The organism is Pseudomonas sp. FP1154 (assembly GCF_030687245.1).
Classification (GTDB): domain Bacteria; phylum Pseudomonadota; class Gammaproteobacteria; order Pseudomonadales; family Pseudomonadaceae; genus Aquipseudomonas; species Aquipseudomonas rhizophila.
This window is the reverse complement of the sequence record NZ_CP117465.1, coordinates 3,662,879-3,675,188: the sequence shown is the minus strand read 5'-3', so window position 1 is coordinate 3,675,188 and position 12,310 is coordinate 3,662,879. Positions and strand designations below refer to the sequence as shown.

Annotated in this window: 8 protein-coding genes; 4 read left to right on the top strand and 4 right to left on the bottom strand. The window is 57.8% G+C overall.

Going from position 1 to position 12,310, the window contains the following annotated elements:
* Positions 1 to 329: 329 nt before the first annotated feature.
* Positions 330 to 1,091 (top strand): SDR family NAD(P)-dependent oxidoreductase, encoded by a 762-nt coding sequence (locus PSH91_RS16430; RefSeq protein WP_305466218.1) that lies wholly within the window; start codon positions 330 to 332, stop codon positions 1,089 to 1,091.
* A 232-nt stretch (positions 1,092 to 1,323) separates the two neighbouring features.
* Here PSH91_RS16430 and PSH91_RS16425 read toward each other — a convergent pair whose 3' ends face one another.
* The 4 genes from PSH91_RS16425 to PSH91_RS16410 all read right to left on the bottom strand — a co-directional run bounded on the left by PSH91_RS16425 (position 1,324) and on the right by PSH91_RS16410 (position 6,516).
* Complete coding sequence (locus PSH91_RS16425; protein WP_305466217.1) at positions 1,324 to 3,714, bottom strand: TonB-dependent siderophore receptor; 2,391 nt, start codon at positions 3,712 to 3,714, stop codon at positions 1,324 to 1,326.
* 118 nt (positions 3,715 to 3,832) lie between these two features.
* Positions 3,833 to 4,813 (bottom strand): FecR domain-containing protein, encoded by a 981-nt coding sequence (locus PSH91_RS16420; RefSeq protein ID WP_305468555.1) that lies wholly within the window; start codon positions 4,811 to 4,813, stop codon positions 3,833 to 3,835.
* A complete protein-coding gene (locus tag PSH91_RS16415; RefSeq protein ID WP_107323288.1) occupies positions 4,800 to 5,315 on the bottom strand; it encodes a sigma-70 family RNA polymerase sigma factor in 516 nt (171 codons plus the stop codon). The genes PSH91_RS16420 and PSH91_RS16415 overlap by 14 nt, the downstream gene beginning before the upstream one ends.
* A gap of 232 nt (positions 5,316 to 5,547) precedes the next feature.
* Positions 5,548 to 6,516: an AraC family transcriptional regulator gene (locus tag PSH91_RS16410; RefSeq protein ID WP_047229712.1), complete on the bottom strand. Its 969-nt coding sequence runs from the start codon at positions 6,514 to 6,516 to the stop codon at positions 5,548 to 5,550.
* A 101-nt stretch (positions 6,517 to 6,617) separates the two neighbouring features.
* On the opposite strand from PSH91_RS16410, the gene PSH91_RS16405 reads away from it, so the two are divergent.
* The 3 genes from PSH91_RS16405 to PSH91_RS16395 all read left to right on the top strand — a co-directional run bounded on the left by PSH91_RS16405 (position 6,618) and on the right by PSH91_RS16395 (position 12,269).
* Complete coding sequence (locus PSH91_RS16405; protein WP_305466216.1) at positions 6,618 to 7,868, top strand: MFS transporter; 1,251 nt, start codon at positions 6,618 to 6,620, stop codon at positions 7,866 to 7,868.
* A 46-nt stretch (positions 7,869 to 7,914) separates the two neighbouring features.
* Positions 7,915 to 8,109, top strand: a complete 195-nt coding sequence (locus tag PSH91_RS16400) for a hypothetical protein (RefSeq protein WP_047229710.1) — start codon at positions 7,915 to 7,917, stop codon at positions 8,107 to 8,109.
* An 803-nt stretch (positions 8,110 to 8,912) separates the two neighbouring features.
* A complete protein-coding gene (locus tag PSH91_RS16395; protein ID WP_305466215.1) occupies positions 8,913 to 12,269 on the top strand; it encodes a type III effector HrpK domain-containing protein in 3,357 nt (1,118 codons plus the stop codon).
* Positions 12,270 to 12,310 lie beyond the last annotated feature (41 nt).

Genomic DNA, 12,310 nt, shown 5'->3' with positions numbered 1-12,310 from the left:
GTGTAGGAAGGAGCTTCCGATTGGAAGATGAGCGCAGCGCTTCTTCTTTCAAACTCCCTGTCTCTAAGCGCCGCCCCCTAAGCCACCGCCCACGCCGCCGATACCCTAGATCACGAATCCGAGACCTCGAAACAAACATCAGTAGCTCGTGAAACGGGTGCACACTGAGATATCCAGACTGCATTTTAAGAACCAGCTGCACAGACATGACTTCCAACAGCACGAAATTCAGGGTCGGCAACTTACCAGCAGATAGGAAATGATTCCGACCTACGACGACCCACGGTGTTGCGGTGGTGGTTCTCTAGCAACCCCTTCGAGATTTCCATATGAAACCCAATCCTCCAATCGATAACGCACTACGCGTCGCGTTGGTTACAGGATCCACTTCCGGTATCGGCGCAGCCATTGCACGTACACTGAGCCGGGCAGGCTACGCGGTGGTCCTCCATTCGCGAAACTCTGCGGATACGGGTCGCGCTATGGCTGCCGAAATGAAACAGGCTATCTACGTGCAAGCTGATCTTGCTTTTGAAGCTGACAGGGTCAGGCTTGTTAACGAGGCGATCGCCGCGTGGGGTCAGCTCGACGTATTGGTCAATAACGCCGGCATCAGCAGAGTTATTTCGCACAGCGACCTTGCCTCGGCCACTTCGGCGGTGTGGCACGAACTTAACGAGATAAATGTGGTGGCGCCGTTCCACCTAGTCGCACTGGCCGAATCGGCATTGCGCGATGCCGCCCGCTACCGTCGAGCAGGTAGCGTCGTAAACATCAGTTCGCATGCTGGTGTCCGTCCTAAGGGCGCATCCATCCCCTACGCGGTGAGCAAAGCTGCGCTCAATCACATGACCCGCTTACTCGCGGTATCACTTGGGCCAGACATTCGCGTAAATGCTGTGGCGCCTGGCTTGGTCGACACGCCTCTGACCGCAGAGTGGACAGGTGCACAAGAGTTGTGGCGAGATCGAGCCCCAATGCGCAGGGCCGCTAGCCCAGACGATATTGCAAACGCTGTTGAAATGTTGGTTGATTCGGACTACTTAACCGGTGAGATACTCCTGTCAGACGGCGGATTAAATCTGACCTAGGTTTAGCGCACTCCGCAGGGACGGCGCGAGAAGACGAGTTACTTTGCTTTGCCGACGGGCTCAAACGCCGGACGGATACGATAGCTTTGGAGGGCGGGCTAGATGACTTTGCCGGACGGGTACGAAAGTCGAACGCCCTTGTTTTTCATCTCGCACAATGATGGCCAAGTTGACGGTGCCCGCCGTATAGCGGGCACCGCTTCCTACATGGGGATAAGGCTTACACGCCTGCTTACCAGCTGTAACTCACCTTGGCGGTAATCTCGCGACCCGGGTTGTAGAAGTTCGCTGTGCCGGAACCGACCACGTGCTGCTCATCCAGCAGGTTGCTGACGTTCACCGCAAGGTCGGTGCCCTTGGCGATCTCGTAGTTGAAGGCGGCGTCGAACAGCGTGGTGCCATCGCTTTTGCCGGAGTTGGCTGCATCGAAGTAATAAGAGCCGACGTAGCGCGCACCCAAGCCAACGCTGACATCAGTGCCAGGCACGTCGTAATAACTCCAGAGCGAAGCGGAATGCTTGGGTGCCGTGGTGAACTCATTACCCTTCAGGGAGCTGCCGTCGTACAACGAACCGCGCAGTACCTCGGACTCCATATAGGAGTAGCCACCAATCAGGCTGAGGTTCCGCGTCACCTGCGCCTTGGCCTCCAGGTCGAGGCCACGCGCCCGCGATTCGCCCACCGTTTGTTGTTCAATGATGCCGCTCGGCAGCACCACGGCGATGGTGACGTTTTCCTGGGTCAAGTCATAAACGGCTGCGGAGAACAGTGCGTCCATTCCCATCGGCGCATACTTCACGCCCACTTCGTACTGCCTGCCCGTCTGCGGTGTTACGCCAACCTGAGGCGGCGAGACGGATTCCACCATGCTCACATAGGTGGACACCTCATCGTTGACGATATAGGTCAACGCACCTCGGTAGGAGGTTTCGGAGAAGTTGTCCTTCTCAGTGGATTGCAAGCCTTTGCTGGTAAGGTCCATCGAGTCGTTGCGCATACCCGCGGTGACGATGAAACGCTCGTAGAACGATAGGTTCTGCTGGAGGAACACGGCCTTGGTGGTCGCGTCTCGCTTGTTGACGGCATACGGCGTGATTGAGCGTGGAACGCCAGTAAACACGGGATTTGCAATGTCAATCGGGGTCGTCAGGGCGTAGACCGAGCTTTCCTTGGTGGTCGAATCGAGGTACTCCACGCCCACCAGGCTGCTGCTGTCGATGTTCTCGAAGCGGGCATCGTATTGCAGCATCAGATTGCCGTTGAACTGGTCGGCCTCACTGTCCGTTCCAAACAGATACCGGTCAACGCTAGTACCGACACGTGCGGCGCTGTCGCTGATGTAAACGTAGCCAAAATCATCGGTCAATTTGCTGTAACGCAGATTGCTGCGCAGTACGAAGCCGTTGTCGAAGTCATGGGTGACGTTACCGCTGAGGCTGGTGCGCTCGACATCGTGAAAGTTGTAGCTGGGCTCACCATAAAACTTGCTGCGGTCGTATTCCTTGTCCAGCGGATAGCCGCCACTGTTGGGCGAACTTTCAGTTTTCAGATAGTCCAGAATCACGGTGGCTGACGTGTAATCCGTGGGTGCCCAGGTGAGGCCACCCATCACCAACCGATTGTCGTCCTGTGAGTGATCGTACTCGCGGTCGCTGTTTTGGCCTTTGGCAGTAAAGCGGCCAGCCAAGGTTTTCTCGTCGTTCAGCGCATCCCCCACATCGATGCCTGTCTCGACATGGTCAAACGAACCGTAGGTCACATAGCCTTGGCCAAACTGCTCGAAGCGCGGCTGTTTGGTCACGAAATTCACCGAACCGCCCGGGTCCGCTGGACCAAACAGCGTGGAGTTGGCGCCACGCAGAATCTCTATGCGTTCATAGGCGAATGGATCTTCGCGTACGCCGCGCATCGAACTCAGGGTCAAACCGTCACGGTAGGTAGTAGCCTGGAAGCCCCGGATCTGGAAATAGTCGTTGCGGTCATCCGTACCATAGAAGTCACTGACCACGCCCGGCGTGTATTGCAGCGCCTCTTCCGTGGTACTGACGCTGCGTTGCTCCATTTCCTTGTTGGTAACAACCGACACCGAGGCCGGTGTATTGAGAATGCTGGTTGCCACCTTGCCGCCAACCCAGAGCTCCTTGGCGACCACCGAGTTGGCGTCGTCGTCGGCACTGACCCTGACCTTGGCATTGATGATGAGGGGGGCAAGGCGGTAGTCCTCGACGTCTGTTGCGTCGAGCTCCAGAGGGCCGGCGGGCTTTGGTTGAGGGAACAGTAGATAGGCATTCGGACCTTGCTGTTCGATTTTCAATTCGCTCCCCTGCAGCAACGATGACAGCGCTGCCGACGTATCGAGCGTGCCATTCACGCCAGCAGTGGTGCGGTTCACTGCACTCGATGCGTCGAAGGAAAGACTGATGCCAGCCTCGCGCGCAAAGCGGTCAAGCGCTGGCGCCAGTGGGCCGGCAGCGATGTTCCACTGTTTCACTTGATTGCTGTGGTCAGCGCTCGACGTTTGCGCCAGCGATGGCAATGCGTAGCTGCTTACGATCAAACCCAAAATCGCACCGTGCAAGGCACGATTTAATGGATGGCGCTGTGAAACAGGGGACGAACTCATTTTCTCGCTCCAAGAAAGGACATCGGCAGACTGGCCTGTATTCCGGCCTTCCTTAGAGGTCGAACGAGAATGAGAAGCTACCTCATTATTTTTCAGGTAGCACAAAGTTCTGATGGGCTCAGGTGGCAGCGGTCACGGTCACCCAATAACGGGTCCGATAATCAATGTGCAAGTGCAGTGACTGCGCGATCAATGCCAGGACCTGATCGTTGTCGGCGAGCTGGAAGGTGCCGGAAACGCGACGATCAGCGACCCCTTCGGCGCAGCGCAGTACCCCGGGGCGATAACGCGACAACTCCGCGATGAAATTATTGAGGCGCATATTGCGCGCACTGATCACCCCGTCACCCCAGCTCCATAGATCAAGGCCGTTGTCCCTGAACATTCGGGCGCCACTTGATGTGAACAGCAGGTGATTTCCTGCCTGGACGCTGCGGCTCGCAGGAGTTTGACCGGAGCCGGGGAAAACCGTGACTGATCCTTCCTGAGCCGCGACCAGAGTGCCATCGTCCAGCTCGCGTGCCAGAAAGCGGGAACTCTGAGCGCGGATGAGCCCGTCACGTGATTGCACCCAGAACGGTCGTGCTCGAGGCGAGTGTTGATCCGCGCCGACATTCACGATGATTTCCCCACGTCGCAGGATTATCAGGCGTCGCTGGGCGTCGAAATCGCTGTCGACGGCGCTATCGCTGTTGAGCTGGATAAGGCTGCCATCATCGAGTTGGAAGCGTCGTTGCTCGCCGGTACTGCTGCGCTGCTGCGCAAGCATGGCGGGTACGGGTGTATAGTCCCGGCCGAGCCAGGCTGCAGCGCTAACAGTCGCCAATATGCCCAGTAGCTTCAGGCTTTCCCGCCGCCGCATTCCATGATTGGTGCCATTAAGGGTTTGTCGGGCCAATTGAGTTGGCACGCCTGCGAATTCATCCCCAAGCGTTTCCACACGCTGCCACGCCACCACATGCTCCGGGTGCTGCTGCAGCCAGTGCTCAAAAGTGCGCTGTGTCTGTTCATCGGCTTGATTGAAGCGAAGGCGCACCAGCCATTGGATTGCCTGCTCAACAATGGCCGGATTGAGCGCCTGCGGCTCACGCCTCGACATAACGCAAGCGATAGCAGTGTTGCAGGGCCGTGGCCAGGTCGCGTTCCACCGTCGCGCGGGAAACACCCAGCTTTTCGGCTATTTGCGCGCAGGTTAGACCGTCGAGTCGGGCAAATAAAAATGCCTGGCGAACTCTTGGTTTAAGCATACCGAGCATGCGGTCTATGCGCTCAAGCGCATCAAGAATCATCAGCCGGCTTTCTTCCGAGGGAACCTCATGTTGAGGCAGCAACGTGATGCTTTCCAAGTACGCACGTTCGAGTTCGCGACGACGATACTGATCAATCATCAGTCCGCGGGCGATACTGCTCAAATAGGCGCGTGGTTCGCGCAAGGGGCTGGACTGACGGGATTTGAGCAGACGTACGAAGGTGTCCTGCACCAAATCTGCAGCGTTGTCGCGACATCCAATGCGTCGGATTAGCCAGCCGTGTAACCACGAGTGGTGGGTTCGATAGAGCAGCCCTAGATCTGCAGTACCTAGTGTTTCATCGCTACGCATCGGAATCCCGGCAAATACATGATTGATAATTAATCGCATTCTACTCACGCGATAGGCCTTAGGCAAATACGTGGTGCTCAGTGTCCGCTTTTGGGTGAAGGCGATCATTCTGTAGAGGCTGCGAGTGAAAGAATGCATCCAGCGTTTGGAAGATTTGAACGCTAGCCACCGAGCACTTTTGAATTTCAAAGTGCTTTTATTCCGCCGGCTCCTCCACGACTCCCGCTCGGCTTCAATAAACAGCGGACCGCCTCGACTGACGACTTAATCCAGGCGTCTTGCCCGTAATGCGCTTGAATGCGCGACTGAACGCGGCCTGAGAGGTATAACCCAAGCGCTGCGCCACCTCTTCAATCGGCAGCCTTTCGAGCGTCAACCACTGGCTCGCAAGCCGCATCCGCAACTCAGTCACGTAGCGCAGTGGGGCCATGCCAATAGTCGCCTGGAAACGGTCTGCGAAGACCGAGCGAGAGGTATTGCATTGCTCCGCCAACTGCGCAACGGTCCAGTCGCGTCCCGGTTGTTGATGGAGCGCGAGAAGCGCGCTTGCCAAGCGTGGGTCGCGTAATGCAGCGACCAGGCCAGAGGCATTACCGCAGGCGCACTCCACCCAACCGCGAACGACCATGGCGGCCACCACATCGGCCAAACGCGCGAGGATACCGGCGAAGCCGACACGGGCGGCGCTGACCTCGCGTTCCATGGTGGTCAGGATAGGCACGAGACCGGGGTAACGCTGGCCGCCGGCATCAATCAGCATCAGGCCCGGCATCAGCCTGCCAAGGCCATGAATACTGCCCAGTTCAAACTCCATGCAGCCACTGAACAAAATGGTGGTCGGCGTGGCGCTGGCATCGGTTCCGGTATCCACCGCGCTGACCGTATCACCGAGGGGGGCGCCGTCTAAACGGTCGATGTCCTGAACAGGCACGTCCGTATGGGAAAGCAGTTGATGGGCTGCGCCATGGGAGATGAATACGGCGTTGCCGGCAGACAGCGCATACGTTGTCCCGTCCTCCATCCGCAGCACCGCATTGCCGATCGCCAGGAAGTGAAACCAGGCATGCCCAGGTTTGTCGGCGAAGCTCAGGCCAAAGGCTGGACCGGCTTGGATACGCCGGTACTCGACGCCACGCAGGCGCATGCCGCGCAACAGTTCGTTGATGAGATCCGAGGAGAGGGCAAACTGATCGGTAGGCATTGTTCGGTGTTTTAGTCAAAAAAACGAGGTTTTCGATCATAGATCATCCAGCTTCTCGCGCCTAGACTGCGGGTCGCAATGAAGATTGGGAGATCCGTGCAATGAATGACTGTGTTTGTAATGCCATATCCAACAACCGTCCCGGCGCCGCGCTGGATATGGAACCTGCGGCCCCTGCGTGGATGGCAGTCTTCTCGTTGGCAATGGGCGTGTTTGGATTGCTCACCGCTGAGTACCTGCCGGCCAGCCTGCTGACGCCGATGGCTACCGATCTGGGGGTGTCCGAAGCGCTGGCTGGCCAGGCGGTAACGGTGACAGCGGTGGTGGCACTGTTCGCTGGCTTGTTGGTGCCAGGCCTGACCCGCGGTATCGACCGCCGCTGGGTGCTGCTGGGTTTTTCCACGCTGATGATCGCATCCAATCTTTTGGTCGCCGTTTCCTCCAGTTTTGCGGTGCTATTGGTAATGCGTATCTTGCTGGGCATTGCCCTTGGCGGGTTCTGGAGCATGGCGGCAGCGGTGGCGATGCGCTTGGTACCGGGGGCTTTGTTGCCCCGAGCGCTCTCGATCATTTTCAGCGGCATTGCCGTCGGGACGGTGGTTGCGGTCCCGCTGGGCAGCTACTTAGGCGGCCTATATGGCTGGCGCAGCGCGTTCTTTGCAGCGGCGGCGGTAGGTCTGGTGACCCTGGCTTTCCAGTCGTGCACGCTGCCGCGCCTTGCGCCGCGCACGCCGGCACGCCTGCGCACCGTACTTGAGGTGTTGCAGCGCCCGGGCATCGCCATGGGGATGTTCGGTTGTGTGCTGGTGCACAGCGGTCACTTCGCGATGTTCACCTATGTTCGGCCATTCCTTGAGGGTACCACCGGCATCGGTCCGCAAGGGCTGTCGCTGATGCTGCTGGGTTTCGGTGTGGCAAACTTCGGCGGCACGCTGTTGGCCGGGTGGCTGCTTGAGCGTCACCCGCTGGCCACTCTGGTGTTGATGCCCGCGCTGGTGGGCGTTGCAGCACTGGCGTTGGTGCTGTTGCCGGCCTCGGTGCCGGGGCAGGCGGTGCTGCTGGTGATCTGGGGCCTGGCTTTTGGCGGTGTGCCGGTGGCGTGGTCGAACTGGGTCGCCAGCGCAATACCTGATCAGGCGGAAAGCGCCGGGGGCATGGTGGTGGCTTCTGTGCAGTCGGCCATCGCAACGGGCGCAGCCGCTGGCGGTGCGATGTTCAGCCTCGGTGGCAGCGCAGGCGTATTCGTAGCGGCGGCCGTGCTGATGCTGCTGGCCGCGTTGCTGATTGCGTTGCGTGTCCGGGTCCCTTCTGCCCATGGCAGTGCCCAGGCCGGGCAAGCGCTGCACCTTTGATCCGGCTCCCCAGCCGCCCCGATTCCATCCTAACCCGGAGATAGACATGAACAATACGACGTCTCACCAAGGACGCCTGAAATCCTTGCGCGCGGCAGGTATAGGCAATGCGCTCGAGTGGTTCGACTGGACGCTGTACGCAACCGCCACGTGCGAATGGGTACATGGGCTTATGCAGGCAGACATTTACACCGTGATGATCACAAAAAACGTGCTCGATCGTTTCTTGCGCAATACGTAGAAGGTTCGCCGATGTCCATGATAGGCGGTTGATGCTTTGGAATAACGTCAAGCTGCGATGCTCTAGGATTTCTCCGTGCATCACCAAGCATGCTTGGCACTTGGTTAGGCGGCGTAGTACGGCGTGAACGCGTCCAGCAGCGAAGTGAAGTCGGCTCAAATCACTGAGCTGACCACTGTTGCCAAGACCGAGTTGGATTCGTCTAAGCAGCGTCCGCAGAACTGATTAAATGCTATCGGTCAGCCTGGCCCCTGCTGGCTGATCCCCTGCCTACCGTCCGCCTCCCTCCGAGCGCATTCTGCCCTGACCAACAGCCCTGCAAAGATGGGGGCGCACGCTCTATTGGAACACCATCAATGGCGGTTTATGTCAGTGCTAAGTCAAGGTTATACGTAACGAAGTCTGGTCTTCAGGCAAGTATTACATTGCAAGATACACGCAGGATATTGGCGGCATTGCATCTGGATGAGTGCGAGGGCAGGGGCTTATAAGTTCAATGCGAACGCTGAATAACTGATCTTAAGTAGGGGGGAGCCAATAATTATAAGATAGTGGTGTGCCGAGGCGGCATATTGATATCAATTTAAAAGTGCAGTGAAAGCGTCATGCAAACTTAATGTGAGCGTTTTTCATGCTGTAACACTCTCCCGTGATACTCCTTTGATGATGCTGGCGTATGCAGAGCTAATCATCCAGTTAATACCAAACTAATGGCACCTCTAAGCAGGCGTATTTTTGCTGGCTGATCTGCTGCAGTTGTTCAGCCTCTGCGCTTGTCCATACCCTAGAAAAAGGAGTCTTTCATGTCCGTTCAAGATGTCAGTTTTGTAGGCATAACTTCTAAGCCGCAAGACCCTAAACTTGCCGAAGCCTGGGACCAGGCGATCAAGCAGGCCAAGGACGCGGGCATTGAATGGGAGCGGCCAAAAGGCGACGACCGCTCGGCCCAGGACATCATTAACGACACGCCGGTGCTCAAGAACCTGGGTAACCAGAGCGATGTGAAGGATAACCTCAAGGACCGTGTCGGCGATTTTGAGACTGACCCCGATGCGGCCTACCGTGCCAAGCAGGTGCTGGAGCACGTGGAAAAATATGATGAAGGTGGTGAACGGATCGCCAGCAAGGACATCGATAACGGCCGGGTCGACGGCTTCACAAAGGGCGGCGACGCCAAGCATGGCACTGAGGCGGGTCGCCTGCAGGACTTTGGCCGGCAAGGGTTCTCGCACCTCAAAGGCGAGCTCAAGGATCTGTCCAAGCCCGGCGATGATCCCAAGGTACGCGAACAAGCCGAGGCCTTGGGCATCAAGTGGGAGCGCCCTGAAGGCGATGATCGCTCCGCGCAGGACATCATCGATGGCAATGCCTTGCTCAAGAACCTCGGCAATCAGAGCAGTGTCAGGGACATGCTCAAGGAGCAGATCGGCGATTTCGAAAATGATCCGGACGCCGCTTATCGGGCGACCCAGGTGCTCGAGCACATCGAGACCCTCAATGGCGAAGGAGGCAAGATTGCTGGCAAGGACGTAGGCAACGGTCGTGTCGATGGTTTCACCAAGAGCGGTGAAGCGAAGCATGACACCGAAGCCGGTCGCCTGCAGGACTTCGGCAAGATGGGGTTTTCTGCCCTCAAGGGTGAAATCAAGGATTCGTCGTCGGCGGGCGACAACAAGGAAGCCCGCGAGCAGGCGGAAAAGGTTGGCATCGTCTGGAAGCGTCCGGAAGAGGATAAGCGCTCGGCCCAAGACATCATTGAAGACAACCCGCTGCTCAAGAACCTGGGCAACCAGAGTGGCGTCAAGGACATGCTCAAGGACCAGGTCGGCGATTACGAGAACGACGCCGACGCCGCCTACCGGGCTGCGCAGGTCTTGGATCGCATCACGATGTTCGATGACAAGGGCAATGCCCAGTCCGGTGGTGATGTGTTCAACAGCAGCGTGGACGGTTTCACCAAAAGTGGCGAAGCCAAGCACGGCACCGAGGCGGGGCGGCTGCAGGACTTCGGCAAGGGAGGCTTTTCGACTCTGCCGGAACTCAAGAAAACCGATGATATCGCCAGCTACAAGGATTACCTCAAAACCAACAAAGATGCCGATCCGGCGTCGCAGCAGATCGCCAAGTACGCAGCGATCCTCGATGAAAACTTTGAGGCGATCAAGGGCAAGACCGGTGCGGGCAAGTACCTGACTGCTGATGACATCAAGGAGTACAGGAACCAGAATTCACAGCTGAACGAGGAGACCAAGCAGGCACTGGATTTCTGGTCTCAGCCAGGTGCGTTCAAGGTCATCGATAACGCCAAGAACCCACTGGACAAGAATCCTGATGGTGAACTGAGCAGGGGTGATGTCCAGGGTTGGCTCAAGAGTGCCAACGTGCCCAAGGATGCGACCTCCGTGACCGCACTGCTTTCTGGTATCGCTGGCAACAATGCCTTGGCCAGGGTCGATACCGCAGGCTTGAACAAGGACGTGTTCGATCACCCGGAGAAATACTCGGCAGAGGAAAAAGCCGCTGTTCTTCAGGATCTCAAGGCCGCCCAGCAGTTGATCATCCAGGGCAGCGCCGCCGGGATGTGGAGGGATGACAAGTCGCAGGTCACGATTGCCAATAAGGTGCGCAGCCATCCCGATGCCCAGAAGCTGCTGGACGATGTCAACAAGCACATTGGTATCTTGGAAAGTGACCCTGCGGTCAGTCAATACATGAGCGAGCACGGCTCCAGTGAGCTGACCAAGCTGGTGGACGACAACAAGGGGCTCAAGGAGTCCCTGCAAAAAACCTACGATGACGAAATCAAGTCCGGCAAGTCACTCGATACCCTGTGGGAGACCAAGTCCAAGGATGGCAAGACGACTCACACGGAAATTCTTGCCGAGTTCTTCGGTACGGCGCAGACCCTCCAGGGCGCGCTGGGCATCAATAATGCCGGTGAGATCCAGGCCGCCGTCAAAGGCTCCAAGGCGAATGCCGAGTTGGAAAGCTTTTACGAGAAGTCGCTGGCTTCAGGCGATCGCCTGAATGAGTTGCTCAAGGAGCATACCCCTGACGAAGCCATGAGTGCCTTCAGCCTTGAAGTCGCGCTTTACAACTCGGCGCTGGACCCCGAGTTCACCGGCAAGTTCGACACACAACTCAACGATAACTTCACCAGGATCGCCAAGAACAATGCCTTCAAGGATGCGTCCTTCGACGACATGAAGGCGGCCTTCGGCGTCAATGGCGGAAGTGAGCTGGACGAGGAGAAGGTCAAGAAAATCATTGAGCAGATCAGCAAGGAAAACCCGCAGATGCTGGTCAATGCCGACGGCACCGTCGCCACGCCAGACCAGATCCTTGCTAACTTCAGGGGCGACTGGGACCTGCTTCGCCAAGGCACCAAGACCCTGGATGCGTTGGATGTATTCAGCAAAGACTCCTCGATCAAGGACGCTGCCAACAAAGGCGTCCTACACGGTGTGAGTGGGCTGTTCATGGCCGGCGTTACCATCGCCAAAGGCGCCAACAACGCCGGTAAGCTGACCGAGCGGCAGATCGTCGACATCGCCACCGGCTCAGTGCAGGCCGCCACGCTTCTGGCTGAAGGGGGCCTGAAAAACTATCAGGATTACCTCAAGGATGTGAAAGGCAAGCTGACAGGTGATCGGCTCGGCGATCTGGGCAAAAAGCTGGACGATCCGCTCAAAAGCGTGACTGCCAACCTCAAGGGTATGGAAAACGCGGCTAAGGGGATCGGTGGCATTGCCGCTATCACTGCCGGTGCCTACGGCATCTTCGATGGCGTCAAGGCGCTCAGGAAAGGCGATACGGTATCCGGTGGCATGAATATCACGGCCGGTTCGCTGGGGATCATGGCGGGCTTGGCTTCGGTGGCTGAGGTGGGCGCCAGCGCGATGAGCGTTTCGGCGATTGCCGCTTCGCGTATCTCGATGATAGCCGGTGGCCTGGGCTTCGCGGCGGCGGGTGTGGCCGCGCTGGCACTGCTCGTCCCGGGCTTGATCGAGGAAGGCAAGCAGGAGACCCGGGTGGGCAAATTCTCGGATGCCTTGAGCGATTACCTGACCCAGTACGAAATCGACGGTGTGCCGCAAGGCGATATCTGGGATATCCCTTACGAGGAGTGGCCGGGCGAAGATAGCACCATCGCTTCATGACGCCGGGCCAGTCGACCGCTGATGCGGCATGACGTGTGGAA

Excerpts from the sequence above, each read along its gene's own strand:
- PSH91_RS16400 (WP_047229710.1), top strand. The coding sequence starts at position 7,915 with ATGAACAATACGACGTCTCACCAAGGACGCCTGAAATCCTTGCGCGCG.
- PSH91_RS16415 (WP_107323288.1), bottom strand. The coding sequence starts at position 5,315 with ATGCGTAGCGATGAAACACTAGGTACTGCAGATCTAGGGCTGCTCTAT.
- PSH91_RS16425 (WP_305466217.1), bottom strand. The coding sequence starts at position 3,714 with ATGAGTTCGTCCCCTGTTTCACAGCGCCATCCATTAAATCGTGCCTTG.
- PSH91_RS16395 (WP_305466215.1), top strand. The coding sequence starts at position 8,913 with ATGTCCGTTCAAGATGTCAGTTTTGTAGGCATAACTTCTAAGCCGCAA.
- PSH91_RS16405 (WP_305466216.1), top strand. The coding sequence starts at position 6,618 with ATGAATGACTGTGTTTGTAATGCCATATCCAACAACCGTCCCGGCGCC.
- PSH91_RS16420 (WP_305468555.1), bottom strand. The coding sequence starts at position 4,813 with ATGTCGAGGCGTGAGCCGCAGGCGCTCAATCCGGCCATTGTTGAGCAG.
- PSH91_RS16430 (WP_305466218.1), top strand. The coding sequence starts at position 330 with ATGAAACCCAATCCTCCAATCGATAACGCACTACGCGTCGCGTTGGTT.
- PSH91_RS16410 (WP_047229712.1), bottom strand. The coding sequence starts at position 6,516 with ATGCCTACCGATCAGTTTGCCCTCTCCTCGGATCTCATCAACGAACTG.